Genomic DNA, 25,488 nt, shown 5'->3' on the forward strand with positions numbered 1-25,488 from the left:
AAGCGGCGCACGCCGGCCCGCTACTTCTTGGCGCGGAGTGAATCACGTTCCCTGCTCAACTGACGATAGAGTATGGCGAGTTCCTCGTGCTTGACTTCCTTGATATTGGACGACGCCATCTCAACGTCGAGTTTCTTCAAACGCATTTCGATTTCTGCAAATCGCTGGGCGTTCGCATCGGCGGGTTCAAACTTGATCATGTCGCTTCTCCTAGCAAGCCAGTATCAGCGGTCCCTTGGGCTTTGAAAGCAAGCGAAATCATTTTTGCTGGCTGGCTGGTGAGCCTGCGAGGGCGTCGAGGAGATGGTTCCCGTTGGGCCGCTCGTCCCTGAACAAATGCAAGGGTGGCAAGGTGGCGGCCTCTTGGCGGCTGCGTGCCATTTTTCACACGGCTCGCAGCCTGACCAAGGGCTAAAGTATCTGCGATACATCTTGGCTGAAGATACGGATAGCATATGTCCGCCAGCTACCGAATCTGGCGTTTCGAAGTAGCGGCTCATCAGTTGGCATGAGGTGATGAATTGATGCGGTAGCCGCAATCATTAATAGATCAGATAGTTATGCGAATATGATGCCGTCGAGTTTCTCGATGGCATCGGCAGGCAAGGCGAGGTCGGCGACCGCCAGGTTCTCCCTGAGATGCACGCGGGACGAAGTGCCCGGAATGAGCAGGATGTTCGGCGCGCGTTGCAGCAGCCAGGCAAGCGCAACCTGCATCGGCGTCGCACCAAGGCCGGCCGCGACATCCGAAAGCGTGGACGACTGCAGTGGCGAGAAGCCGCCGAGCGGAAAGAAGGGCACATAGGCCGTCCCTTCCGCCGCAAGCTGCTCGATCAGGGTATCGTCCTCGCGATGAGCTATGTTGTACTGGTTTTGAACGCAGACGATTTCGGTGATCTTTCGGCTGTCAGCGACTTGCTTGGCGGTGACGTTGGACAGGCCAATATGCCGGATCAGGCCCTGCCGTTGGAGATCGGCCAACACGGTCAACGGCTCCTCGAGCGATCCTTCCGCCGGACCATGGACATCGAACAGAGAGCGCAGATTTACGACCTCGATCACGTCAAGGCCGAGGTTCCTCAGATTGTCTTGAATTGCATGCGTCAGAGCTTCCTTCGAAAAGGCAGCATTCCAGGAGGCGTCCGCCCCGCGCGTTGCTCCGACCTTGGTTACGATCACGAGGTCGTTCCGATATGGATGCAGCGCCTCCTTGATGATCTCGTTGGTGACGTGCGGCCCGTAGAAATCGCTGGTGTCGATGTGGTTGACGCCACTTTCGACCGCTTCGCGCAGCACAGCTATTGCCTCCGCGCGATCTTTCGGCGGGCCGAAGACACCTTTGCCCGCGAGTTGCATCGCACCGTAGCCAAGGCGTTCAACGGTACGATCGCCGAGGTTGAATGAACCCGACTTTTCGAGATTGGACATGATCTGCCTCCGTTTGAAGAAAGAACAGAGATAGGTCAGGTTGGTTCCCGCGATAACTGGATACAATCAGCACGGGCTGTTCGGAATTCTGGACAATGGCGGGGCAGGGTGCGGAATGGCGAAAACAGCCGCGTCTCGCCGCAACCGCTTCACGGACGTCAAGGGACTGTCTATGAAGAGGGTTAGGAAGACTTTGGGGGCCGCATGCGCAACTTCGAAGATCCGGGCCGGTCGTTGGCCGTCGCACGCCATGGGATGGCGGCGACGTCACATCCGGCATCAACCCTTACAGCCATTGAAATCCTAAAGGCGGGCGGCAACGCCATCGATGCCGCGGTCGCCGCCGTTGCGGTTCAATCGGTCGTAGAGGCTGGTTCGACCGGTATCGGTGGGGACTGCTTTGCGATGATCGCGGTTAAAGGATCCACCGACATTCGTGCCTATAACGGCTCGGGCCGGACGCCTGCCGCGATCACGCGCGAAGCGTTGCGCGCCGAAGGTCTGACCGCGATTGAGCGCTCTTCTCCCCATGCCGTTACGGTTCCTGGAGCGGTCGATGCATGGTGTCGCCTCTTGACCGACTTCGGCCGAATGCCGATGGCCGAGGTCCTTCAGCCAGCAATTGCGATGGCCCGCGAGGGTTATGCACTGACGCCCCGCGTCGCGGCCGATCTTGGCCTGCAACGCGACCTGCTGGCTGCAGATCCAAGCACGCGTGCAACCTTCCTGGTTAAGGGAGAGGCACCGGCGGTGGGTTGCGTCCAGCGCCAGCCGAGGTTGGCGGATACGCTCGCCGCCATTGCGCGCGACGGTAGGGACGCCTTCTATCGCGGGGCCATTGCCGAAGACATGGTCGAATATCTGCGCGGCCTCGGCGGCCACCATACCCTCGACGATTTCTCCAGCGCCGCGGGAGAGTACGTGACGCCGATCTCTACGACCTATCGCGGCCGTACCATCTACGAATGCCCGCCGAATGGCCAAGGCGTTGTCGCTCTCTTGATCCTTAACATCCTCTCCCATTTCTCGCTGTCCAATGATCCATACAATGCCGATGATCTTCATCTCCTCATCGAGTCGACACGGCTCGCCTATGCCGCTCGTGACGCGATGGTCGCCGATCCCTCGGCATCGGATGGGGTCGTCGAGCGCATGCTGTCGGGCACATTTGGTGATCGCCTCGCCAAGGCCATCTCCCTCGACCGGGTCATCGAACCGGTGCCATCCTTCGACACCGTCGAGCACAAGGATACCGTCTACCTTTGCGTGGTGGATCGCGACCGCAACGTGGTGAGCTTCATCAACTCGATCTTCAGTTCCTATGGCAGCGGGCTGATGGCACCCCGCTCGGGCATCCTCTTCCACAACCGTGGCCAAAGCTTTTCTCTTGCTTCCGGTCATCCCAACGAGGTCGGGCCCAGCAAGCGTCCGATGCATACGATCATTCCGGGGATGGCCGCCGAGGGTGGTCGCGTCGTAATGCCGTTCGGGGTCATGGGCGGCCACTACCAGGCCATGGGTCACGCTCATTTACTATCCCGTCTCTATGACTGCGGTCTTGATCTTCAAACCGCCATTGACCTTCCGCGACTTTTTCCTCTGCCTGGAACGGCGACGGTGGAGGCCGAGGAAGCCATCCGAACCCGCCTTGGCGCCGAACTCGAACGGCGCGGCTTCACGATTCAGGCACCACGCACGGCCATCGGCGGCGCGCAGGCGATCTGGATCGACTGGGAGCGCGGCATCCTTGTCGGGGGATCTGACCCACGCAAGGACGGAATGGCGTTAGGCTACTAGTCTAGCGTGCCGCAGAGGTCGCTCACAACAGCAGTCGGCGGCGAGGGCCGAGTGCGTCCTAGTCGGTCGCATTCTGGAGCTCTATCGGTTCAAGGTCGCATCACGTCTGAATTGTGAAGGCGTCGCTTTCGCCCGGTGCGAGTTCCAGTGGCCAGATCGTGTTGCGCCGTCCCTGCGGATAGGCGTCGGCATAGGCGGGCATCGTGGCGAGCAGCGTTTCGGCGAGCTCGATGCCGAGATCGCGCAGCGACATGCGGAAACACGTCAATGCGGGATGCAGAAATTTCGCGCGTGGCTCTTCACGAAAGCCGATGACCGCCAGATCCCGACCCGGAACGATGCCCGCCTCCATGAGACGGCGATAGAGGCCGATTGCCATCAATTCGTAGATCAGGATAACCGCTGTCGGTCGCTCCTCGATCCGCAGCAATTCATGACCGGCCTGGTAGCCGCCCTGTTCGCTGGATTTAACGCGGATGACGAGATCGGGGTCGAAGCGAAGACCGTGGCGCTCCAGCGCCTGACGATAGCTGTCGACGAAAATGTAGCCGAGATTGATGTCGGACGAGGGGGCCGCAATCGCGATGCGCCGGTGACCAAAGGACACCAGCCGGTCGACGGCGGTATTGGCAACCCCTTCGAAATCAAGATCGATCCACGAGTGGCTGCCCCCGGAAGAGCTGCGCCCCAGCGCGACGAAGGGGATCCTGGCCTCGACCAGGAGATCGATACGCCGGTCGACCCGCTGCGTGGCCGACAGGATCATCGCATCGACCAGGCGGCGGGCGACCATACGCTGCAGATACTCGTGAGGATCCTCGTCGCTTGGGCAAGGCAGCATGGCAAGATCGAGTTTGTGCCGGGCAAAGACGCTTTGCAGACCGCCGGTCAGTCCAAGAAAGAAGTTGTCGCTGTTGTCGACCGTTTCCTTGCTGGATTCGATCATCAGGCCGATGACGTTCGTCGTTCCCTGCCGCAGGCTGCGGCCCGACTGGTTGGCGACATAGCCGAGCGCCTGGGCAGTTTCGAGAACGCGCCGCCGGGTCTCCTCATTGACGTCGGGCTTGCCGTTTAAGGCGCGGGAGACGGTGCCGATGGAAATATCCAGATGCTCCGCAAGTTGGCGAATGCCCTTCATCTGACCTGATTTCTCACTCCCTGCCATTTCACCCCTATTGACACAGTTTACAGACGTATCATAGGATCGTAAACGTTTACGGAGTGGCTGTCACGGGAGTTGGCGCCATTTCCCAGGAGGAAATCGTGAAATTCAGTGCCATTCTGTGCGGGTGCGGAGCTATGTCCAAAGGTTGGTTGCGAGCGATCGCATCGACCCCCGAACTCGCTGACGCCATCACCATTGTTGGCCTCGTTGATCTCAACCGCGAGACGGCTGCGAACCTTGCGGAAGAGTTCGGCCTCGAGGGCGCCGTCATCGGCGTGGATCTTTCCGAGGTGATCGCTGCCACCAAGGCCGATCTTGTCTTCGATATCGTCATTCCCGCCGCCCGGTTCGGTGTCGTTTCGACGGCGCTCAAGGCGGGCTGTCACGTGCTCAGCGAAAAGCCTATGGCCACCTCGCTTGCTGAAGGAGCAGCGCTGATCGATCTTGCCGCGGAGGCGGGCAGGGTGCATGCCGTCGTCCAGAACCGCCGCTTCATCTCCGGCGTGCGCCGCATGCGCCGCTTCATCGAGAGCGGCGCGATCGGAGAACTCACCGGCATCCATTGCGACTTCTTTCTCGGGCCGCACTTCGGCGGTTTTCGCGAAGAGATGGACAACGTGCTCTTGCTCGACATGGCGATCCATACCTTCGACGCTGCCCGTTTCGTCGCGGACAAGAGACCGCTTGCGGTCTACTGCGTAGAGAAGAACCCCGTCGGTTCCTGGTACAGGCACGGCGCCTCCGCCAACGCGATCTTCGAGTTCTCGGACGACGTGGTCTTTACCTATCGCGGCTCCTGGTGTGCCGAGGGCAGGCGCACCAGCTGGGAAAGCACATGGCGCATCACCGGATCCAGGGGCATGCTCACCTGGGACGGCGAAGAGGCGTTCGAGGCCGCGGTTGCCGGCGGCGAACAGGGGCTGCTGCACGGCTCCAGCCCTGTCGACGTTCCGGGCCCCGCGCATGACGAAGAGACGCATGGCCATGCCAGCGTCATTGCATCCTTCATCGAGGCCATCCGTTCCGGCAAGCGGCCGGAGACTGATGGCAGCGACAATATCAGGAGCCTTGCCATGGTTCTCGGCGCCATCGAAAGCGCCAAGACCGGCAAGCGCGTCGAGATTTCAGCGTAGATAAGAGGACGACAGCGTGAACAACCCTGCAAAATCCATCCGCATCGGCACCATGGTCAAGGCGAGCAGCGAGGACGCCGCAGCCGGCATTTCGAAGATTGCCGACCTCGGCTTCGAGAGTTTCGAGCCCTTCTTCTGGCAGACGACCAACGGCCAGGACCTTGCCGAGCTCGGCAAGCGTTGCGTCGATGCCATCGGCAACCGCGACATCACCATCTCGACGCTCGGCATGTTCGGCAATCCGCTTGAGGATACCGAGATGGATCGCCAGACCCTACAGGGCTGGAAGGACTGCATCGATAACGCTCATCACTTCGGCGCCACCTGCGTCGCGGGTTTTACCGGCCGCATTCGCAACAAGCCGCTGACCGACAGCCTGCCACGCTACAGGGAAGTCTGGAGCGAGCTTGCCAAGCGTGCGGCCGACAAGGGCGTGAAGATCGCCTTCGAGAACTGCGCGATGGATGGCAACTGGGCGACAGGCGACTGGAACATTGCGCACAACCCGGACGCCTGGGAGCTGATGTTCAACGAGACGCCGGATGACAATATCGGTCTCGAATGGGAACCCTGCCACCAGATGGTCTACCTGATCGAGCCGCTGCCGCAGATCCGCAAGTGGGCGCACAAGATCTTCCACGTGCACGGCAAGGACGCGACGATCCGCTGGGACGTCATCAAGGAACACGGGATCTTCGGCAAGGAAAAGTTCGTATTCATGCGCACGCCGGGCTTCGGCGACAGCAACTGGACCGACATCATCTCTGAACTCAGGCTCGCCGGCTGGTCAGGCTCGATCGACATCGAAGGCTGGCATGACCCTGTCTATCGCGACGCGCTGGAAATGACCGGCCAGATCCACGGCTTGAACTACCTGAAGCGCAGCCGCGGCGGCGAGTTTGTGGCCGACGCAGCCTAAGCGTTTCCGAACCGAGCAGACATACAGGAGCGTGGTCGCCGGAGGAAGGGCGGCCACTCAGATAACCACAAAGGAGGAGAATTATGGCTATCCGCAAATACATGATGCTGGGCGTCGTCGCGCTCGCAAGCGTTTCGGCTTTCGGCCTCTCGGCCAAGGCCGAAGACGTCACCATCACCGTCTGGTCGCTTGACAAGGACATCCAACCGGCGCCGAACCTGGTGAAGGAATTCAACGCGCTCAACAACGGCATCAAGGTCGAGTACCGCGAGATCCAGTTCGACGACGTCGTCAGCGAGGCGATGCGCGCCTTCTCGACGGGGCAGGCGCCTGACATCATCGCGGTCGACAATCCCGACCATGCACTATTTTCCTCGCATGGCGCATTCCTCGACCTAACCGACATGATCGCCAAGTCGAGCAGCATCAAGGCGGCCAATTATTTCCCGGGTCCGCTGAAGTCGGTGACCTGGAACGACAAATACTACGGTGTGCCGAAGGCGACGAACACGATTGCCCTTTACTATAACAAGGACATGTTCAAGGCCGCCGGTCTTGATCCGAGCAAGCCGCCGCAGACCTGGGACGAGCTGCTCGCCGACGCCAAGAAGCTCACCGATCCCTCGAAGAACGTCTACGGCCTGACGTTTTCGGCAAAAGCCAACGAGGAAGGCACCTTCCAGTTCCTGCCTTGGGCGCAGATGGGCGGCGCAACCTATGACCACATCAATACCGATGGTGCGGTGAAGGCGCTTTCCACCTGGAAAGAAATCATGGACGACAAGCTCGCTTCTCCCGACACGCTGACGCGTGGCCAGTGGGATGCGACGGCCACGTTCAATGCCGGCAACGCCGCCATGGCGATCTCCGGCCCCTGGGAGCTGGACCGCATGCTGAAGGACGCGAAGTTCGACTGGGGCGTGGCGCTGCTGCCGGTACCTCAAGCCGGTGCCGAGCGGTCTTCGGCCATGGGCGACTTCAACTGGGCGATCTTCTCCAACACCAAGCATCCGGCTGAAGCCTTTAAGGTTCTCGAATATTTCGCGTCGCAGGACGACAAGATGTTTAAGAATTTCGGCCAGCTGCCGGCCCGCTCCGACATCGCCATCCCGCCAACCGGCAACCAGCTGAAGGACGAGGCGCTGAAGGTGTTCGTCGAGCAGCTGAAATACGCCAAGCCACGCGGCCCGTCGCCGAACTGGGCGAAGATCTCGAAGGCGATCCAGGGCGCCATCCAGGCGGCGCTGACCGGCCAGATGTCCCCGAAGGACGCGCTCGACCAGGCGGCCGAGAAGATCAAGGCGGTTCAAGGCTGAGTTAGCCCATCCGGTCCCTACGGGTCTACCTTCTTTCCAACGGGGGAAGGTAGACCGACTTCGACCGGCGACGCCCCTTTGGGCAAAGCGCCGTCCCACAATTTCCTCCCGGAAGGGGCTGCCTTTTCGCCAAGGCGACGGGCAGCCCCGATCGGGGCATCGGAGGACCCATGAAAAGGATCCTGTCCAGCCTGACGGATGGCAAAGGCTTCGACCTTGTACTGGTCGGCCTGCCGCTGGTCTTCCTGCTGCTGCTCTCGGGGCTGCCGCTCGTCTACAACGTGCTGATGAGCGTTCAGCAGGTCGACATGTTCTCGATGGGGAGCTTCATACGGCCTTTTGCCGGCTTCCAGAACTATGTCGATCTGTTCAAGCTGCCGGAGACCCGCGGCATCCTCATGAACACTGCGATCTTCGTGGTGGCGTCGATTACAGGGCAGTTCCTGATCGGGTTCGGGCTGGCGCTGTTCTTTTGGGTCAACTTTCCCGGTGCCTCCTGGCTGCGCGGGCTGTTCCTTGCCTCCTGGGTGATGCCGGGGCTGGTTGCCGGCGCGATCTGGAACTGGATCCTGTCGGGTGACTTCGGCGTGCTCAACTTCCTGCTCAAGGAGCTAGGCATCATTCATGCCAATATCTTCTGGCGCTCGGACCCGCATTATTCGCTGTGGGCCGTGGTGCTCGCCAATATCTGGCTCGGCACCGCCTTCAACATGATTTTGCTGTCGGTTGGCCTTTCCGGTATTCCGAAGGATCTCTACGAGGCGTCGGAACTGGACGGCGCCAATGTCTGGCAGCGGTTTTGGACCATTACGCTGCCGATGATGCGCTCGACGATCGGTGCGGTCGTGGCGCTTGGCCTGATTTTCACGCTGCAGCAGTTCGACCTTTTCGCCGCGATCACCGATGGCGGGCCGAACAATTCTTCCAACGTCGCGCAATTCTGGGCCTGGGATCTCTCCTTCCGCCAATATGATTTCGCCAAGGGTGCGACGATCTCGGTCATCATGATTGTCTTCGTGATGTTCGCCTCGATCGTCTACGTGCGCTCCACCCGGCATGAGGTGCGTGGATGAGCGAGACTTTCCGCAATCGTCTGATGTTCGCCGTCGCGATATTCCTCGCCGCGATCTATCTGTTCCCCCTCTACTGGATGTACGTCACCAGCATCAAGTCGGGGTCGGCAATGTATGCGACGCCGCCGAGCTTCTGGCCGGCCGAACCGCAATGGAGCACCTTCGGCAATGTCTGGGCGAGCCGCAACATGGCGCGCTATCTCTGGAACTCCCTGGTGATCGCCGTCGGCGCCGTGGCGCTGATCTCGATCTTCGGCGTCGGCTGCGCCTATGTGCTGGCGCGCTACCGCAATGCCTGGATCGACATCGGGCTGTTCCTGATTTTGATGCTGCAGGTTCTGCCGCCGTCCCTGATGGTGACGCCGATCTTCGTCGGATTCTCGCAGATCGGGCTTTTGAACTTTCCACGCCTTGCCGTCGTCATCGCGATTGCGGCCAACAAGATGCCCTTCTTTGTCGTCCTGGTGCGGGCCACCTTCATGAGCGTGCCGATGGAACTAGAGGAGGCGGCGCTCGTCGATGGCAATTCGCGCATCGGCGCCTTCTTCAACATCGTGCTGCCGCTTGCCCGCAACGGCATCCTGGTCAGCGCCATTCTCATCTTCATGCAGGCCTTCGGCGAGTTCGTCTATTCGAAATCGATGATCCAAGCGGCGGAACTGCAGCCGGCAAGCGTCGGGCTCAATACCTTCATGGGGCCGAACACCACGGAATGGAACAACATCATGGCCTACGCGACGATCTATGTGACGCCCATTCTCGCCGTCTTCGTCCTCTTGCAGCGCCGCATTGTCTCCGGCCTCACTTCGGGAGCTCTCAAATGACACTTCAAATCGAACTCTCCGGGGTCAACAAATATTACGGGGCCTTCCATGCGCTGAAAAACATCGACCTTGCCATCGAGGACGGAACCTTCGTGGCGCTCGTCGGTCCCTCCGGCTGTGGTAAATCCACACTGCTTCGCTCGCTTGCCGGCCTGGAGACGATCTCCGGGGGCGACATGAAGATCGCCGGGCAGCTGATGAACAACGTGCCGCCGCGCAAGCGCGACGTGGCCATGGTGTTCCAGTCCTACGCGCTCTATCCGCACATGACGGTCGAGGAGAACCTGACCTACAGCCTGCGGATTCGCGGCGTGAAGAAGGCCGACGCACGCAAGGCCGCGGAAGACGTCGCCACCACGACAGGGCTGTCGCATCTCCTGAAGCGGTATCCTCGCGAGCTCTCCGGCGGCCAGCGTCAGCGCGTCGCAATGAGCCGCGCCATCATCAGGCACCCGAAGGCATTCCTGTTCGACGAGCCGCTTTCCAACCTCGACGCCGCGCTGCGTGTCCACATGCGCAAAGAGATCCGCGCGCTGCACGAGCGCCTGCACGCCACATTCGTCTACGTGACGCACGACCAGATCGAAGCGATGACGATGGCCGACCATGTCGTCGTCATGCGCGACGGCGTCATCGAACAGCAGGGCCGCCCGCTCGATCTTTACGACACGCCGGCAAACCGATTTGTTGCCGGTTTCATAGGCTCGCCCGCAATGAACTTCATTCCGGCAACCGTTGCCGAAGACGGACAATCGCTGATCCTCAATCTCGGCGCATCAGACCAGCGCGTCGCCACCGGCCGCTCGCTCCCTGCCGGCAAGCACGTCATTGCCGGGCTTCGTCCGGAGCATCTGCTGGTGACGACGACTGGCGATGCCACGTTCAAGGTTCCGGTCGCCTTTGTCGAATCGACGGGATCGGCGACTTACGTGACGACCGAGACGCAGCCGGAGTTGACCGTGGTCGAGACGGGCCGCGGTGCGATCAGCAGCGGCGACACGATCGGGCTGTGGATCGCGCCCGACAAGATCCACGTCTTCGACCGCGAGAGCGATCTGCGGATATCATGACATGATCCCGGCCGCCCGGAACGGGTGCGGAAGATCCCAAACAGCGTTTCACTAGTTCTTGGCGGCGTCTGGATCGTAGACCTTGTCGGCGAGCAGGTTGTAAGCAATGTAGTATTTGTAGATGTTGCCGACATACTGCACGGTCTCGCGCCCAACGATGGCGGCTGCGCCGTTTTCAACGTTGCCGAACCAGCGATCGCGGTCGAGGCCCATTTCCTCTGCCTTCTGCCTGAATTTCTTCAGGTTGGCGGGGCCGGCATTGTAGGCTGCGAAGGCAAACAGGAACTGCTCGCGGGGAGTAAGTCCCGGTTCGTTCAGATAGGTGTCGATCAGGTGGCGAAGATATTTCGTGCCGGCCTCGACGTTGCGCTCGGCGCTCTTATCGATGCCCTTGATGCCGACCGCCTTGTCCGCCGCCGTTGACGGCAGCAACTGCATGATGCCGACGGCTCCACGCGGGCTGCGCCGCGATTGGTTGAGCTGCGACTCCTGATAGCCCTGTGCGGCAAGCATCAGATAGTCGAAGGAATAGCTGCTGCCATACTGCCTGAAGATCGCAAGGAGATCCCGAAACTTCTTCAGGTCATCGGGTGCGTAGGCGCGATGTACCATCTTGTCGCTCTTGTAGAACTTGTTCCTCAGCATGTTGCCGAACGTAGTGCCGATACGATGCTCTTCGGCGAATTTGTCGAGAATTGACTTGAGCTCAGGGCTGTTCTTGCGGATGGCCCAGGCGATTTGTCCCTCGGATGAAATCAGCACGTCGTCCCGCGTCTTGATGTCTGGAAACACCGAGGCCCATATGCGGGCCTTGTATTCATCGACGACCGTCCAGGGCAGGAGCCCGGCATTGACCATTTCCAGCAGATCCTCGTCCTCCAGGCTTTCATCCATGGGGTGCAACGTGATCAAGGGCTTTCCGGCGGCCTCGCGACTGCGGTTGATCTCTGCCAGATGCTCGTAGTAGCTGCTCGACCTGCGGACGAAAATCTCCTTGCCGCCCAGATCGTCCAGTGATCCGATCTCCGGTGCTGAGGGCGCGGCAACGAGCACTTCCTTCGCGTTGTCGAACAGCGGCGCTGCGAAATCGACCAGCTTCTGACGCTCTGGCGTGACTGTGAGATTGGCCATGATGATGTCGCCACGGCCCTCGTTCAGCGCAGGTATCAACTCGTCGCGCGCCGTCGGGATGAAGGCCACCCGGATTTTTTCGATCTCCTTTTCCCGGCCGGCGTTGAGCACCTTTTCCAGCTCGCGCCCAAAGTCCACGGCGGTGCCGTATTGAGCTCCCTTGTCGATGAAATAGATTGTCTTGCTGTAGGGGACGATGATGCGGACGAGACGACGCTTGGCCATCGCCTCGAAGTCGCCGGTGAAGGGGCGAAGCAGCGGCGTCTCCTGGGTGGCCGATGCCGGGCCGGCCGCCGAATGAAATAACAGACAGAAACTCGTCAAGAAAACCGCGAATAGTTTCGACATCTTCGTCCCCCAAACCAACCCCATTCTACCCGAGCCCCCCGCACACGGGTAGTTGTCCTTACGGACATCCTTGCTCTTCTGGGCGGTGGTTTTAGGAAAATTAGACTAGCTGGCAAGTTCAGTCGTAGGAGCGGGATCTCGCAACGCGTCAAGAGGTCCTTCCAAGGCTGTGCGCGGGGGGACCAGTTGAGGTTCGATCATTACGAGTTGAGGGGTGGTAACGGGCTGTTCGAGGAGTTCGAAACCTCTCTCCAGCATCTCGGCGATGTTTGGCCGGATCATGTAGACCGGAAACGGAAGAAACGATCCGAACGGATCGTAGTCGAAGCATCCAACGACAATGTCGCCGAAGGCTTCGCCATCGTGACGCCCCATGAAGCGAAGCAAGCCCTCGAAATTGATCGATGAGTTGATGAAGAAGCAACGCGGCAACCTGCCGTGAAGCTCGAAGAAACGCTCAAAGGCGAGCTGCGTCATCCCTGGCGAGTAGCCGGTGCTCTGTATGTCGCCAATGCTCGTCACTCCGAAAAAAGCCTCCTTGACGGCATGGAAGCCGGCAACGCGCTCGCGGCTTGCATGGTCGTCCCGGCCGCCGAACAGATACACGTCCTCTGGGGTCAGCGGTCCCATTCTTTCGGCATGATTTATGATCGCCGAGGTCAGCGCTTCCGCTCCTCGCTTGTTATCCGAAATCACCGACGGGGCATTCTTGCCGGGAAGGTCGATATTCACATGGGGAAGGCCGGCTCGCGCGCACACCTGATGAACACCGTCGGGATCGGTTGCACCGGCGATAAATAGCATGTCAATGGAGTAGGCGATGAGCGACTCTACGGTATTCCGCTCTTCTTCCGGATCGCGACGCCCCGACACCACCATTGGCAGAAGGCCACGCTTGCGAGCCTGGGCTTCAAACGTCTGGGCCATGGAAGAAAAGAAACGATTGTCGTAAACAGGGACCAGCAAACCTACCAGCCCGGACCGGGAATTTCGAAGGCCACGGGCCTGCAGATTGGCCGTGTATTTGTGCGCTTTGGCGAGCGAAATGATCTTTTCCGCCGTCTCTTCGGAGATGCGCCGCTTGCGCCAGGTGCCATTTAGCACCGCAGCGACCGTCGAGGCCGACGCGCCTGACACAACCGACAGATCGTAAATCGTTGCTTTCTTTTGCTCTTTTTCGGTCATGCTGGAATCTCCTAAGCGGTTCTTCCTGTCTAGATCAACGGGTGTATTGACGAAAGGCTTTTTCGTGTTAATCTCATTGCACCATCGATTGTGCAGTTTTGCAAGACCGATTGTGCGCGATGGTCGCTTAGAGGAGGCGGTAAGGGAGGAGGTTCCGAAAACGGGACCGAAAACGTTCAGCACAGGAACATCGGGTTCCTGTGGGCGATCTTCCTTGTCAGCCCATCCATGGAGGAGGAGAGATCCCATGAAGAGAATGCTCGCAGTCACGCTCGGCCTTTCGCTGGCGCTTCTCGCATCCACTGCCTTTGCTGGCCCCAAAGTCGGCGTCGTCGTCAAGATCGGCGGCATTCCGTGGTTCAATGCCATGGAAGCAGGCATCAAGGAACAGAGCGCCAAGCTCGGGGTCGAAGGCTTCATGGTTGGCCCGACCAGCGCCGATCCCGCCCTCCAGGTACGCGCTATTGAAGACTTGATCGCCCAGAAGGTGGACGTCATCGGCGTTGTGCCGAACGATGCGAAGGTGCTCGAGCCGGTCCTCAAGAAGGCTCAGGCAGCCGGAATCAAGGTCATCACCCACGAATCGCCGAAGCAGGTTGGCGCTGACTGGGATTTCGAGCTTGCTTCGGCCAAGGGCTTCGGTGAGGCGCATGGAAAGCTGCTTGCCGAAAAGATGGGCGGCAAGGGCTCTTACGCGGTGTTCGTCGGCTCGCTGACCGTGCCGCTGCACAATGCCTGGGCTGATGCCGCCATCGCCTACATCAAGGCGAACTATCCCGACATGAAGCTGGTTGGCGATCGCTACGGCGTTGCCGAGGATGTGGATAAGAGCCGTTCGACCGCTCTCGACCTGATGGCGGCGAACGCCGACCTCAAGGGTTTCCTTGCGTTCGGTTCGCAGGGTCCGATTGGTGCCGGGCGCGCTGTCGAGGAGCGTCGCAAGGACGGGAAAGTCTTCGTCATCGGCCCGTTCTCGCCAGGGCAGGGTGCCAAGCTGATCAAGTCGGGGGCGCTCACCGGCGGCTTCATGTGGAATCCGAAGCAGGCAGGTGAGGTGTTCGTGACCCTCACGGATCGCATCTCCAAGGGCGAGAGCCTCAAAGCCGGAGATGAAATCGAGGGCCTCGGGAAGATCACTCCCGAAGGGAACACCATCGTCGTCGACCAACTGCTGGCGATCAACAAGGATAGCATCGACAAGCTTGTCGGTATGGGCCTCTGATCCTCCCCAAGCCCAGGGTCGCGGGGAGCTAGCTCCACGCGACCCGAATTCGGAAACGAAAAGAAAACCTGCGTCGTCCGTCGATCCCGCGGATCAGGGAGGCATGCCATGATGAGCGCCGAACCGCTCCTGTCACTCAAGAACATCAAGGTCACTTTTGGCGGCGTGCGCGCGCTCAAGGGAGTGTCGTTTGATGTAAATCCGGGAGAAGTGCATTGCCTCGCTGGAGAAAATGGCTGCGGCAAGAGCACCTTGATCAAGGTCATTACCGGGGTTTACAAGCCGCAGGATGGGGCCGAGTTTTTCTTTGACGGCAAGCCCATCACGGCAATGACACCCACCCTGGCGCAGTCGCTTGGGATCCAGGTGATTTGGCAGGATCTCGCACTCTTCGGAGAGATGACGGTCGCTGAAAACATCGGCTTTCAATACGCCGTCAACGGAAAATTCGGGCTCGTCAACAAGCGCGCCATCGAAGAAGCAGCGGAGAAGGCTCTCGCCCGGCTCGGGGTAAGCCTAGATCTTCATCTTCCGTTGAAGGAGTTGCCGATTGCGCAGCGCCAGATCGTGGCCATCGCGCGTGCTTTGGTTGGCGAGGCCCGTCTCGTTTTCATGGACGAACCAACCGCGTCGCTGACGCAGTCGGAGACGGACTATCTCATCGATATCGTTCGAAATCTGTCCGCTTCGGGCGTGGCAGTGGTGTTCGTTTCGCATCGCCTCGCCGAGGTGCTTCAGATTTCCGACCGAATGACGGTCTTGCGCGACGGCGCGCTCGTCGGCGTATTTCCGGTGGAGGGCATGACTCAATCACGGGTTACCGAGCTGATGACAGGCCGCAATTTCGATAGCGCCGTCATCGCTTCCGATCACGACAACGAACGCGTGGTGCTATCGGTGAAGAGGCTTTCAAGAGCCAGGGAGTTCGAGGACATTTCGTTCGAGCTCCGCCAGGGCGAAACACTCGGGATCACCGGACTTCTGGGCGCTGGTCGCACGGAACTTGCTCTTGCGCTCTTTGGAATGCACCGTCCGCAATCGGGCGAGATTGCCATCGACGGCAAGAGGGTGGATTTCGGCTCCAACCGCGATGCTATCCGCGCCGGTGTCGCCTACCTGTCCGAAGACCGTCTATCCCTTGGCCTCAACCAGCCACAATCCATCGCCGACAATCTGGTGATGGCGTCGCTCAACCGCATCCTGTCCGGTGGACTGATTTCGCCAAGCAAGAAGGCGAACGTCGTCAATCACTGGATCTCCGCGCTTGGCGTGAAAATCGGCAGCCCCGAGGATCCCATTCGAACGCTCTCCGGTGGCAATCAGCAGCGCGTGGCCATCGCCAAGTGGCTGGCAATCGGCCCCAAGATTCTCATTCTCGATGCCCCAACGGTAGGTGTCGATGTCGGCGCAAGGGCGGGCATCTTCGACATCGTCCGCAAACTCGCGGCCCAGGGGCTGGCGATCATCCTGATCTCCGACGAACCGCCGGAGGTCTACTTCAACGCCGACCGCATCATTCACATGGTGGAAGGCAGGATTCACGCGACCTATGACCCGCGACGCATGTCGCTCACCGAACTGGAGTCTGCCGTCTATGCGTAGGATGATCCTTGGACACACGACCGAATTCACGCTTCTGGCGGTCATGATTGTGCTTTGCATCGGGCTGTCGTTTGGCGCTGAACAGTTTCTAACCATCTCGAACGCGTTCGACGTGCTGAACGTCTCTGCCGTCAATATCATCTTCGCGGTAGGGTTGCTCGTCGTCCTGATCTCAGGCGGGATCGATATCTCGTTCGCCGTCGCGGCGTCCGTCGTGCAGTACGTCACCGCTCTCGCGCTCGGCGCTTTGGGGGGAGGCAACTGGGCTGAAGGTTTCATTATTGCCGGAGCCGTGGGCATCGGCCTCGGGTTGATCAACGCAGCGCTCGTCTACCAGCTGAACATCATCTCGATCGTCGCGACGATCTCCACCTTCAACATCTTCTTCGGGTTGCTGATGTTCTTCACCAAAGGCGTGTCGATTTACAATCTGCCTGAGTGGCTGACGACGCGCGTCGTCTTCTATGAACATGAAATGCCGGACGGATCGTGGGCGGAACTCACGCTGCCGGTCGTGGTCATGATCCTCTGCTGTATCGCGACCTGGTTCATGATCTCGCGCACCACAACGGGCCGGAAGCTTTACGCTTTTGGCGACAATCCGGAAGGCGCGCGCCGCTTCGGGATCAACATTGGAGCGATGCATTACATTTCGTTCGGCTGGCTCGGCCTGATGGCTGGCATCGCCGGACTGATGCAGGCCCACTACGCGGAAGAGGTCGTACCGAACGCTCTCTACGGACGTGAACTCGACGTCCTTGCAGCCACCGTTTTGGGCGGCGCACGGCTGGGCGGCGGCAAGGGCTCGGTGATCGGATGCGTCCTTGGCGTGCTCATGGTTTCGATCACGCAGAACGGCCTCAATCTCATGGGTGTCTCACCGTTCGCATTCAAGATGATCGTCGGTGCGATCATTCTCATCGCAATCACGCTGTCGTCCGCACGCCTCGACAAGCTGCTGCCATTTTTGGCCAAGAGCACCGCCAGCAGGGGGAGCACACGCTGATGAAAGCCATCGCTCAAAAATTCAACGCCACTTTCGGCGCCGATATGACGGGACCTGCAATCGCATTTTTGGCGGTGATGGTGATCTTCGGCCTGGCAGCGAACAACTTCATTTCGTCAGCCACGTTTGGATCGGTCGCATTCCAGCTCCCCGAACTCGGGCTCCTTACGCTCGCGATGCTGCTTCCGCTGCTGACCGGCGGTATCAACCTCTCTGTTACCTTCACTGCGAACCTCTCGGGGCTGGCCGCCGCGTGGGTGCTTCAGTCCTACGGTGGCGTCGATGCCCCTCCCGGCGCCTTCCTGCTTGGGGTCTTGGCGGCACTTGCCGTCGGCGGGGCTGCAGGCTTCATGACAGGCGCGGCGATTGCTTACACGCGTGCCCACCCTATCCTGATCACTCTGTCCATGATGATCTTCCTGCGCGGTCTTGGCGAGTTTCTGACGCGCGGCGGTGACGTCTCCGGCTTCCCGAGCTTCATTGCTCCGATTGGCCATGGACAAATCTTTGGCCTCCCGATTCCGCTGCTCATTTTCATTGTCTGCGTCGCGATCTGGCAGCTTCTGCTAACGCGCTTCAAGCTTGGTTTCGGTCTGCTGATGATCGGCTCCAACATCGAAGCCGCGCGCTACTCGGGCCTGAATACGCGTCGGATCTTGATCCTTGTCTATACGCTCTCAGGCCTGATGTGTGCGGTGGCCGGGGTCATCATGCTTGCTCGCTTCAACTCGGTCCGCGTGGGCCACGGCGAATCCTACCTGCTGATTACCGTGCTCGCCGCTTTCCTGGGTGGCATCGACCCGTTTGGCGGGTTCGGCCGGGTATTGCCCGTCTTTGTCGCGCTTATCGTTCTTCAACTCCTGTCCTCCGGGCTCAACCTCATGGGTGCGAACCAGCATTTGGCGACAGCCCTTTGGGGCGTGCTGATGATCGTGGTCATGGCCGCAAGGACGATTGTTTCGACCTACTTCGCTTCACGCAGAAGAAAGGGCTAAAAAGTGCAAGGTTTTGGCATACACGCAAGCATGTGGACCATGAAGTGGGACCGCTCCGGTGCGGAGCGGGCGATCGCCGGCGCAGTCAAATACAAGATGGATTTCATCGAAATTCCACTGGTGGACGCGCCCTCCGTCGATGCCACTCATACCCGAAAGCTATTGGAGAAACATGCACTTCGTGCCGCTTGTTCACTTGTCTTGCCGCAGGCGGCATGGGCATCGGCTCGCCCGGAGGCAGCGATAGAACACCTCAAGACGGCAATCGAGAAAGCGGCGGCGATGGGTGGCGAAGCGCTGACTGGCGTGACCTACGGCGGCACGAACGAGCGCACGGGCTCGCCTCCGACCAAAGCCGAGTATGACAACGTCGCGCGCGCCCTGGAGGCGGCCGCAAAGCACGCCGAGCGAAATGGCATCCAACTCGGCGTGGAAGCGGTGAACCGCTACGAGAACCATCTTGTCAATTCGGCCGAGCAGGCGGTCGCCTTGGTCGAGCGCATCGGGATGGCCAATGTCTTCGTCCACCTCGACACCTTCCACATGAACATCGAGGAAAAGGGTGCGGCGAACGGAATCCTGAGTGCGCGAAATCATCTGAAGTACATGCATATGTCGGAAAGCGACCGCGGAACACCTGGTTACGGAAACGTTCCCTGGGACGCTATCTTTGCTTGCCTGGCAGCGACGGGCTTCAAGGGCGGTCTTACGCTCGAAAGCTTCGTCAGCATGCCCTCGGAGATGGCCGGCGACATATCGACGTGGCGTCCGGTCGCACGCGACGCGGATGAAGTGTTGGACAACGGTCTCTCATTCCTGCGCTCCAAAGCCGCCCAATACGGATTGTACTGATGTCGAAGCGAGCGGCGTTTCCCGCTCGCAATCGACCGCACGATGCACTGAAAGGCTATGGGATGTTCCCTTTGAGCAAAATCGAAGTCAACGCACACCAGATCGCGACGATTGCCGTCCAGCGCTTCGCTGAAGCTGGTAGCCGCCGAGTTTTGATCGCCATTGCGGGCGCGCCCGGCTCGGGTAAATCGACCTTGGCGGAATGTGCGGTCGAGATGATCAACAACAAACACGCCCAAAGTGCCGCCCTGTTTCCCATGGATGGCTACCACTACGACGACACCGTGCTCGAACAGATGGGACGCCGCGCATTCAAAGGCGCCATCGACACGTTCGACGCGAATGGCTTGCGCCACATGTTGAAGCGCCTGAAGGCGAATGAGGACGACGTCGTCGCGGTTCCGGTCTTTGATCGTTCGATCGAGATTGCCCGGGCCGGCGCCAACCTTATTGCGAATTCCACCGACATCATCGTTTGCGAAGGAAACTATCTGCTCGCCCGGCAACCGCCGTGGGACAGACTGAAGGAGATTTTCGACTTCACCGTTTTCGTCGATGTCGACAAGGAGCAACTGCGACATCGCCTCCAACAGCGCTGGCGCGGATTTGGCCTTGGCGAGACGGAGATTATCAGGAAGGTCGAGGAGAACGATCTCCCGAACGGCATGGCAATCATCGAAGGGAGCGCCGAGCCCGACCTTCGCATCGACAATAATTGAGATTGACCGCGGCTACGCGCTCCTGCGGTTCATCCGCGATGGACAAGCCCACGCTGCTCTTTTCCTCGCTGCCGACACTGCTGGTCCCATGATTGGGGCAGGGGTTCGGCGAACTGTGGCTTCACTCGCTGGTGAGCCACGCCAACACGTCGACAACTGAAGGAGACCGATATGAACAAGTTGGGTGTACACGCTCTGGTATGGGAAGCAGGCTGGAGCCATGGCGAATGCGAGCGGGCAATCGCGAAAACCGCGGAAGTCGGCTACGATTTCATCGAGGCACCGGCTCTCGATCCGAGTTCCATCGATATCGATTTCACGCGTCGGGCGCTTGAGAAACACGGAATCGGCATCAATTTTTCGCTCGGCCTCGACGCGGACACCGACATCTCCAGCGGGGATATCGAGAAGGCGAAGCGGGGGAAAGCGAAGTTGGAGCAGGCGCTCGCGGTTGCGCGTGATCTCGGCGCTACCCACGTTTGCGGCATTCTGCACTCCGCCTTCCAGAAAAACAGCATCCCGACGACGGCCGCCGGCGTTGCGATGTCCGCCGACATTCTCGGCCAGGTCGCGCAGACCGCTGCAAAAAGCGGGATAACCCTAGGGCTCGAAGTCGTGAACCGCTACGAATCCAACGTTCTGAACACCGCCTCGCAGGGCGTCGAACTCTGCAAGCGCATCGGGGCGGACAACGTCAAGGTTCACCTCGATGTCTACCATATGAACATCGAGGAATCCGACGTTCCCACGGCGATACGGGATACTGGCAGCTATCTGGGCTATTTCCACACAGGTGACTCGCACCGTGGCTATATGGGTTCCGGGACAATCGACTTGGCAGGAGTGTTCCGCGCGATCGTCGCATCGGGCTTTACCGGTCCGATTACATTCGAGAGCTTCTCGTCGCGCGTGGTCGGCCAGCCCTTGGAAGGCATTCTGGGTATTTGGCGTAACCTGTGGGAGGACGGCCACGATCTGGCCTCGCACGCCCTGATGTACACGCGCGCTCAGCTAAAGGCAGCGCAGGAGGCGCTTCGTCAGGCGGAACGCAGCCGACTGCCCTGAACCGCCACGCGCTGAAAACGTCGGGATTGGCAGCGCGCGGGCGAGGTAAAGCGGGCGGCACGTTCGGCTTTCGACCAGAAAAGCTAGTGGGCGAATACGTCGGCATACGCGTAGAGTGCCGGCGTTCCGCCTGTCATGACAAACAGGACGTTCGAGCGGGGAGGGATGGCGCCGTCCTCAATATCGGACAACAGGCCGGCGAAGGCCTTGCCACTATAGACCGGATCAAGAAGCAGGCCCTCCGATCGGGCTACCGTCCTGACGGCGTCGACCATAGCCGCCGTTGGGATGCCGTACCCGTCTCCGAGTTGGCCGCCACTGACGTTGAGCTCGTCTGGCTCGACCCGCTTTTCGACCGACAGGAGTTCGAGAACCGCGTTCACCTTGTCGGCCGTGGCGGACATCGTAGATTCCCGTGACGACACGACGCTGTGCGCTCTTACCCTGCTTGCGGAACTACCAGTCACGATCATGCCGGCGGCGAGACCTGCGTGCGTGCCGCCGCTGCCGTTGGGGATGACAATCCGGTCGAACGCAATGTCCATCTCAGCCGATTGCGCGGCGATCTCGAAAGCGCAGTCGACGTAGCCGAGGCATCCGACGGGCGTCGAGCCGCCGAGCGTGGCAATAAACGCCCTGCCACCCGACGCGGCGATCTCGTCCGCGCGGCTTTCGGCAAACTGCTTCGGATCGTCACCTGTCGAAAGCACATGCAACCGTGCTCCGAACAGGTTGTCCAACAGCACGTTGCCGTTCTTGTGGTAGAGATCGTCAATCCGCGGAACCATCTGCGCCAGGACGAGCTCGCAGGCCAATCCGGAGCGTGCGCAAGCGGCGGCCGTCAGGCGAGCGAAGTTCGATTGGACGCCGCCAATGGCAATGACCGTGTCGCAGCCCTCCGATCGGGCCTGCGCAAGCAGAAACTCAAGTTTGCGTAGCTTGTTTCCACCGCCTCCGAGACCCATGAGGTCGTCCCGCTTGACCCAGATCGCAACCTCCCGCCGCCGATCGCCGAGAGCCTGCTCAAGGCGCTCGAGCCGTTGAATTGGCGTCGGGCTCGCCATCAGGCGAACTCTTGGAAATTTATCCAAGATTGAAGAGATTTGCATCGTCGGCTCCTGCGACCATTGATAAGGTAAGAAAGCTTGCTGGGTATTGGACGCTCTAGGAGATGGCAATGATCTCCAGCTCTTGATCGTCCGCGCCCACGACATCGCCGGCTGCTTTGGCCATCAAAAGCCTGGCCACGGGAGACGCGAAGGATATCGATCCGGCCTTCGGATCCGCCTCGTCCTCGCCGACGATACGATAGGTCTGCACGCGACCATCGTGGCGGCTGAAGGTTACCGTACTTCCAAAAGCAACGGTCTCGATTGACGCCGGATCAGGAACAAGCTGAGCGGTGCGAACTCTTTCTGCAAAATAGCGCAGATCCCGCAATGGGCTTGCGGCTTGCCGCCGTCGTTCGTTTACGTCTTCGATCGTGATTGTCGCATCGTAGGCTTCGCGAGCTTGCTGAAGCTGCGCCTCCAAAGCCCTTAGACCCGTTTCCGTAACGAGGTTGGGGTAGGGGGAAATGGGACGGTCAGGCAGCAGGGTCTCCGAAGCAGTTTCGAAGCTCTCTTCCTTGGTGAATGCAACGGCCAATCTCAAACTCCTCTCAGAACCAAGCATACACCGGCAACGGACGAACGGCCAATCTCTGCTCAAAGGCGATCGATATCGATCCACGTTTCGAAGTGGTTTTTGACTGTCATCGGTGGCTGGAATTGGTCGGCTTAAGACGCTGCCACGTCGACTACCGACTATTGCCCGTTCGAGATTGCCTCCATGACCGCCAGTTCGGCCATGGCGAGAGCCGCCTGGCGGGTTTTGGCGGCGGCGATGAACCGGCCATTATGACAAAAGCTTGCGCCATCGATGCCGCAAACCGCCTCCAGGTCACGGTTGGTCAGGCCGGCCCAGGCGGCGGGGAGGTCGGCACGGAGTTCAAAACCCTCGTCCGCGCGGCGGATGCCGGTCAGGCACCAATCCTTTTCGCGGGGGTGAACGACGAAGAGCAGGTGATCGGCGCCCGCTTTCACGATCGCCGGGCGGAACGGCATCCCCGTCGGCAGTTCCAGAATGCGTGCCTGGCCCGCATCCTCAATCGCCTGCTGCACGAGGGCTTCGGCCCGAAATTTCGCGGCACTTTTAGCGATCTTTGCCTCAATGAAGGTACGGGCAATGGCAAGTGCGGCGTGGAAACTGCGCTCTTCGGCCTCGGGGTCCGCCTCGTCGAAAGCCGGCTTCAATGTCTCCAGCAAAGCTGGCAACGTCAGCCCTGATAGCTGGCCTGCCGAGGAGGGGCCGAGCACGCCATTGTCGACCAGGTCCACCGGGAGCACAAAGCTCGTATCGAAAGATGCGTGTACCGACTCGATTTGCTCTTCGGAAAAGCTCATGGCCGCAAGATAGTCACGGCCAAAATGCCGCCAGATCAGTCCGAAGGAACTGTACGGTTGTCCATCGTCGCGCAGCGGAGCGCCCCGCTGATGGTGGTCGAAAATCTGCGCGGCAGCGTCGTAGGCGCCGCCCACGTCGTAGATGACGCGGTCCGCGCCGGGCGTGATCCATTCCGGCGCCCTGCTGCGGATCAGACGTGCCTGGGGGAAAAGCCGGGTCAGGATGACGCTGGAGAATATTTCGTCGGCATGGAAGCCACCGGAATGGGTTACGAGAAAATCTGGGATCATGCCGGTTTCGAGCCTTGTTGTTCGCGGTGCGGCCGCTTGAGGATGCACCAGATAGCCGTTGCCGGAAGGTATCTCAACCCGCCATTCGTCTACTCGGGGGATTGGCCCAGTCTTGGTTGGCTCGAACGAGGCATGACGGCAGTCGGAATCGTGGCGCCGATAACGGTCTCGATCCCATCGGCCGGCTTTGGCCAGAGAGCGCTCTCGCCTGCCCAAAATAGGTAGATTCGCCCCTGTTTACCTCGAATGGTCGATGATGCTAGATTGAGCAGGCAATCACCTCCCAATCAACTGCCCCGCGGCCGGTTCAATGCGGGGCTTTTTCTTTTGGTATATCAGAGAAATACGAATGTTTGTTATCGTCGGCTGAAGTAAAGCCACCGACGCAAGAAACCTGTACGCCGCGTCAGTGGCTTTCGTCCCCAGTATCCCCACGCAAAAGGTTAGCTCGGGACGCGACGCGTTCAAATACCGCGAAAGAGGTAGGCCGTCCCGATCGATCCGCACTGTGGCGGGAAGGCAACGAAAACAGTACCGCGATTGCTTTCGGTGTCGCCATTGCCACGTATCGCTTAAATCTCAAAGAAAATGCGGGGGACATGAAGGTCGCAGGCTGGTCACAGCGGCGACCGTCGATCTATGAAGCTCAGTCGGTGTTAGCCAGTCTTGCTTTATTGCCGGGTGCAACAGCCAGCGGCGGCCCAACCCGATCGCCAGTCGTGATGAACTACTCATAAATTTCAGGGAAGCACCCTTGCGTCGGAGCAAAAATGAGGAATGAAGCATCGAGGATGCCGGTTCTGATGTCAGGGCTGGGCGTCGCCTTCCTGTCGCTGCTTGATGCGGCGATGAAGGAAATAACGCACAGCTATCCGTTGATGCAGGCCATAACGATCCGCTACGGCATGGGAACGTTTTTTGCGGGCCTTATCTACTTCCTATTCTGGAGAAAACTGCCGTCTCGCGACGCCGTTCGGCGAAATGCGCTGAGGGCTGTCTTCGTCGTGGGCACAGCGGTGTGCTTCTTTACGGCGATCAATCGCCTGCCGTTGGTGGAGGCTGTTGCGCTCACATTCCTTGCCCCGCTTCTGATGGCGTTTCTTGGCCGCGTTATTCTAAAGGAGACGGTGTCACTTAATGCGCTGGTGGCGACCCTCGTCGGTTTCTGTGGGGTTGCCGTGATTGCACGCGGTGACGGAATGGTTGGAGGCGAGGGGACCGATTTGATCGGGCTGATGGCAGCACTCGGATGCGCGTTTTTCTATGCGTTATCGATGGTCCTGATGCGCCAGCAGAGTGCGCATGACTCGGTATTCACCATCGTCTTTTTAGCCAATTGCATGGCATTTCTCATCGTTTTGCCGGTCGGTTTATGGAACTGGCAACCGGTCGCTCCATCGCACTGGATGCTTGGTCTGCTTGTCGGGTTGTTCGGAACGTGCGGCCATTTCTGCCTCGCCTGGGCTTATGCGCGCGGGCACGCCGCTCGCCTCGGCGTCATGGAGTACACTGCATTTGTTTGGGCGATGATCCTTGGGTACTATTTCTTTGCTGAAGTGCCGAGCGTTTGGACCTTCTCCGGAGCGGCCCTGATCATCGCCGCCTGCCTGTTCGCCACGTTTGGTTCCAGCAGCGAAAAGTCCCATGTGAAATCCTAGGGGAATTCCTCAACCCTTGCCAAGAATTCTACGACACTATGTCAATACGTCTGGGCAAGTCTCCGTTGCCTTGATTTTTGAGGGATGGCTATCCCTGGCGATATTTTGCAAGGCCAGTTCCGGAAGCGACTAAGGAGCAGTTGAGGAATGGGGAATATGGATACCTGCTATGTCAGAATTGCAGGCAAATAAATGTTGCGTAAAACTCTATTAGTACCCAATTAAAGCCCAACGAGAGATCATCT

Annotated in this window: 23 protein-coding genes; 15 read left to right on the plus strand and 8 right to left on the minus strand. The window is 59.7% G+C overall.

Annotation, left to right across the window (positions count from 1 at the left end):
- Window positions 1–20: 20 nt before the first annotated feature.
- Both AB4048_RS23395 and AB4048_RS23400 read right to left on the minus strand, forming a co-directional pair.
- Window positions 21–200: a hypothetical protein gene (locus AB4048_RS23395; protein ID WP_442204389.1), complete on the minus strand. Its 180-nt coding sequence runs from the start codon at window positions 198–200 to the stop codon at window positions 21–23.
- Between the two features lie 358 nt (window positions 201–558).
- Window positions 559–1,428 (minus strand): aldo/keto reductase family oxidoreductase, encoded by an 870-nt coding sequence (locus AB4048_RS23400; protein ID WP_442204390.1) that lies wholly within the window; start codon window positions 1,426–1,428, stop codon window positions 559–561.
- A gap of 204 nt (window positions 1,429–1,632) precedes the next feature.
- Here AB4048_RS23400 and ggt point away from each other — a divergent pair, with 204 nt between their 5' ends.
- Window positions 1,633–3,225 (plus strand): gamma-glutamyltransferase, encoded by a 1,593-nt coding sequence (gene ggt / locus AB4048_RS23405; RefSeq protein WP_442204391.1) that lies wholly within the window; start codon window positions 1,633–1,635, stop codon window positions 3,223–3,225.
- A 100-nt stretch (window positions 3,226–3,325) separates the two neighbouring features.
- On the opposite strand, the gene AB4048_RS23410 is transcribed toward ggt, so the two are convergent.
- Window positions 3,326–4,363: a LacI family DNA-binding transcriptional regulator gene (locus AB4048_RS23410; protein ID WP_442204392.1), complete on the minus strand. Its 1,038-nt coding sequence runs from the start codon at window positions 4,361–4,363 to the stop codon at window positions 3,326–3,328.
- Between the two features lie 125 nt (window positions 4,364–4,488).
- Here AB4048_RS23410 and AB4048_RS23415 point away from each other — a divergent pair, with 125 nt between their 5' ends.
- The 6 genes from AB4048_RS23415 (at window position 4,489) to AB4048_RS23440 (ending at window position 10,725) form a co-directional block, all read left to right on the plus strand.
- Window positions 4,489–5,523, plus strand: coding sequence for a Gfo/Idh/MocA family protein (locus AB4048_RS23415; protein ID WP_442204393.1), 1,035 nt, complete (start codon window positions 4,489–4,491; stop codon window positions 5,521–5,523).
- A 16-nt stretch (window positions 5,524–5,539) separates the two neighbouring features.
- Window positions 5,540–6,442, plus strand: coding sequence for a sugar phosphate isomerase/epimerase family protein (locus AB4048_RS23420; RefSeq protein WP_442204394.1), 903 nt, complete (start codon window positions 5,540–5,542; stop codon window positions 6,440–6,442).
- An 83-nt stretch (window positions 6,443–6,525) separates the two neighbouring features.
- On the plus strand, window positions 6,526–7,758 hold the full coding sequence (locus tag AB4048_RS23425) for an ABC transporter substrate-binding protein (RefSeq protein ID WP_442204395.1): 1,233 nt from the start codon (window positions 6,526–6,528) through the stop codon (window positions 7,756–7,758).
- A 170-nt stretch (window positions 7,759–7,928) separates the two neighbouring features.
- A complete protein-coding gene (locus AB4048_RS23430; RefSeq protein ID WP_442204396.1) occupies window positions 7,929–8,831 on the plus strand; it encodes a carbohydrate ABC transporter permease in 903 nt (300 codons plus the stop codon).
- A complete protein-coding gene (locus tag AB4048_RS23435) occupies window positions 8,828–9,655 on the plus strand; it encodes a carbohydrate ABC transporter permease (RefSeq protein ID WP_442204397.1) in 828 nt (275 codons plus the stop codon). The genes AB4048_RS23430 and AB4048_RS23435 overlap by 4 nt, the downstream gene beginning before the upstream one ends.
- Entirely contained in the window at window positions 9,652–10,725 is a 1,074-nt protein-coding gene (locus AB4048_RS23440; protein ID WP_442204398.1) for an ABC transporter ATP-binding protein, read from the plus strand. The genes AB4048_RS23435 and AB4048_RS23440 overlap by 4 nt, the downstream gene beginning before the upstream one ends.
- A gap of 51 nt (window positions 10,726–10,776) precedes the next feature.
- Here AB4048_RS23440 and AB4048_RS23445 read toward each other — a convergent pair whose 3' ends face one another.
- Window positions 10,777–12,204 carry a transglycosylase SLT domain-containing protein gene (locus AB4048_RS23445; protein ID WP_442204399.1) on the minus strand — a complete coding sequence of 476 codons (1,428 nt, stop codon included), beginning with the start codon at window positions 12,202–12,204 and terminating at the stop codon, window positions 10,777–10,779.
- A gap of 105 nt (window positions 12,205–12,309) precedes the next feature.
- Window positions 12,310–13,389: a LacI family DNA-binding transcriptional regulator gene (locus AB4048_RS23450; RefSeq protein WP_442204400.1), complete on the minus strand. Its 1,080-nt coding sequence runs from the start codon at window positions 13,387–13,389 to the stop codon at window positions 12,310–12,312.
- A gap of 247 nt (window positions 13,390–13,636) precedes the next feature.
- Between AB4048_RS23450 and AB4048_RS23455 the strand changes: the two genes are divergently transcribed.
- From AB4048_RS23455 to AB4048_RS23485, 7 genes are all read left to right on the plus strand, one after another.
- Window positions 13,637–14,611, plus strand: a complete 975-nt coding sequence (locus AB4048_RS23455) for a substrate-binding domain-containing protein (RefSeq protein ID WP_442204401.1) — start codon at window positions 13,637–13,639, stop codon at window positions 14,609–14,611.
- 111 nt (window positions 14,612–14,722) lie between these two features.
- A complete protein-coding gene (locus tag AB4048_RS23460) occupies window positions 14,723–16,213 on the plus strand; it encodes a sugar ABC transporter ATP-binding protein (RefSeq protein WP_442204417.1) in 1,491 nt (496 codons plus the stop codon).
- Entirely contained in the window at window positions 16,206–17,219 is a 1,014-nt protein-coding gene (locus tag AB4048_RS23465) for an ABC transporter permease (RefSeq protein ID WP_442204402.1), read from the plus strand. Before AB4048_RS23460 ends, AB4048_RS23465 begins: the two co-directional genes overlap by 8 nt.
- On the plus strand, window positions 17,219–18,214 hold the full coding sequence (locus AB4048_RS23470) for an ABC transporter permease (protein WP_442204403.1): 996 nt from the start codon (window positions 17,219–17,221) through the stop codon (window positions 18,212–18,214). The genes AB4048_RS23465 and AB4048_RS23470 overlap by 1 nt, the downstream gene beginning before the upstream one ends.
- 3 nt (window positions 18,215–18,217) lie before the next feature.
- A complete protein-coding gene (locus AB4048_RS23475; protein ID WP_442204404.1) occupies window positions 18,218–19,066 on the plus strand; it encodes a sugar phosphate isomerase/epimerase family protein in 849 nt (282 codons plus the stop codon).
- 71 nt (window positions 19,067–19,137) lie between these two features.
- Window positions 19,138–19,785, plus strand: a complete 648-nt coding sequence (locus AB4048_RS23480) for a nucleoside triphosphate hydrolase (protein WP_442204405.1) — start codon at window positions 19,138–19,140, stop codon at window positions 19,783–19,785.
- Between the two features lie 171 nt (window positions 19,786–19,956).
- On the plus strand, window positions 19,957–20,850 hold the full coding sequence (locus tag AB4048_RS23485; protein WP_442204406.1) for a sugar phosphate isomerase/epimerase family protein: 894 nt from the start codon (window positions 19,957–19,959) through the stop codon (window positions 20,848–20,850).
- An 83-nt stretch (window positions 20,851–20,933) separates the two neighbouring features.
- Here the strand turns inward: AB4048_RS23485 and AB4048_RS23490 are convergent, their stop codons facing one another.
- The 3 genes from AB4048_RS23490 to AB4048_RS23500 all read right to left on the minus strand — a co-directional run bounded on the left by AB4048_RS23490 (window position 20,934) and on the right by AB4048_RS23500 (window position 23,585).
- Window positions 20,934–21,959: a D-cysteine desulfhydrase family protein gene (locus tag AB4048_RS23490; protein ID WP_442204407.1), complete on the minus strand. Its 1,026-nt coding sequence runs from the start codon at window positions 21,957–21,959 to the stop codon at window positions 20,934–20,936.
- A 55-nt stretch (window positions 21,960–22,014) separates the two neighbouring features.
- Complete coding sequence (gene greA, locus AB4048_RS23495; protein ID WP_442204408.1) at window positions 22,015–22,497, minus strand: transcription elongation factor GreA; 483 nt, start codon at window positions 22,495–22,497, stop codon at window positions 22,015–22,017.
- 158 nt (window positions 22,498–22,655) lie between these two features.
- Entirely contained in the window at window positions 22,656–23,585 is a 930-nt protein-coding gene (locus AB4048_RS23500; RefSeq protein ID WP_442204409.1) for an MYG1 family protein, read from the minus strand.
- 770 nt (window positions 23,586–24,355) lie between these two features.
- Between AB4048_RS23500 and AB4048_RS23505 the strand changes: the two genes are divergently transcribed.
- On the plus strand, window positions 24,356–25,243 hold the full coding sequence (locus AB4048_RS23505; protein WP_442204410.1) for a DMT family transporter: 888 nt from the start codon (window positions 24,356–24,358) through the stop codon (window positions 25,241–25,243).
- Window positions 25,244–25,488 lie beyond the last annotated feature (245 nt).

Origin of the sequence: Rhizobium sp. RAF56 (assembly GCF_052113965.1) — a bacterium.
In the GTDB taxonomy this organism is placed as follows: Bacteria; Pseudomonadota; Alphaproteobacteria; order Rhizobiales; family Rhizobiaceae; genus Rhizobium.

Coding starts and splice junctions, on each gene's coding strand:
- AB4048_RS23395 (WP_442204389.1), bottom strand. CDS start 200: ATGATCAAGTTTGAACCCGCCGATGCGAACGCCCAGCGATTTGCAGAA.
- AB4048_RS23400 (WP_442204390.1), bottom strand. CDS start 1,428: ATGTCCAATCTCGAAAAGTCGGGTTCATTCAACCTCGGCGATCGTACC.
- ggt (WP_442204391.1), top strand. CDS start 1,633: ATGCGCAACTTCGAAGATCCGGGCCGGTCGTTGGCCGTCGCACGCCAT.
- AB4048_RS23410 (WP_442204392.1), bottom strand. CDS start 4,363: ATGAAGGGCATTCGCCAACTTGCGGAGCATCTGGATATTTCCATCGGC.
- AB4048_RS23425 (WP_442204395.1), top strand. CDS start 6,526: ATGGCTATCCGCAAATACATGATGCTGGGCGTCGTCGCGCTCGCAAGC.
- AB4048_RS23430 (WP_442204396.1), top strand. CDS start 7,929: ATGAAAAGGATCCTGTCCAGCCTGACGGATGGCAAAGGCTTCGACCTT.
- AB4048_RS23435 (WP_442204397.1), top strand. CDS start 8,828: ATGAGCGAGACTTTCCGCAATCGTCTGATGTTCGCCGTCGCGATATTC.
- AB4048_RS23440 (WP_442204398.1), top strand. CDS start 9,652: ATGACACTTCAAATCGAACTCTCCGGGGTCAACAAATATTACGGGGCC.
- AB4048_RS23445 (WP_442204399.1), bottom strand. CDS start 12,204: ATGTCGAAACTATTCGCGGTTTTCTTGACGAGTTTCTGTCTGTTATTT.
- AB4048_RS23450 (WP_442204400.1), bottom strand. CDS start 13,389: ATGACCGAAAAAGAGCAAAAGAAAGCAACGATTTACGATCTGTCGGTT.
- AB4048_RS23455 (WP_442204401.1), top strand. CDS start 13,637: ATGAAGAGAATGCTCGCAGTCACGCTCGGCCTTTCGCTGGCGCTTCTC.
- AB4048_RS23460 (WP_442204417.1), top strand. CDS start 14,723: ATGAGCGCCGAACCGCTCCTGTCACTCAAGAACATCAAGGTCACTTTT.
- AB4048_RS23465 (WP_442204402.1), top strand. CDS start 16,206: ATGCGTAGGATGATCCTTGGACACACGACCGAATTCACGCTTCTGGCG.
- AB4048_RS23470 (WP_442204403.1), top strand. CDS start 17,219: ATGAAAGCCATCGCTCAAAAATTCAACGCCACTTTCGGCGCCGATATG.
- AB4048_RS23485 (WP_442204406.1), top strand. CDS start 19,957: ATGAACAAGTTGGGTGTACACGCTCTGGTATGGGAAGCAGGCTGGAGC.
- AB4048_RS23490 (WP_442204407.1), bottom strand. CDS start 21,959: ATGCAAATCTCTTCAATCTTGGATAAATTTCCAAGAGTTCGCCTGATG.
- AB4048_RS23500 (WP_442204409.1), bottom strand. CDS start 23,585: ATGATCCCAGATTTTCTCGTAACCCATTCCGGTGGCTTCCATGCCGAC.
- AB4048_RS23505 (WP_442204410.1), top strand. CDS start 24,356: ATGAGGAATGAAGCATCGAGGATGCCGGTTCTGATGTCAGGGCTGGGC.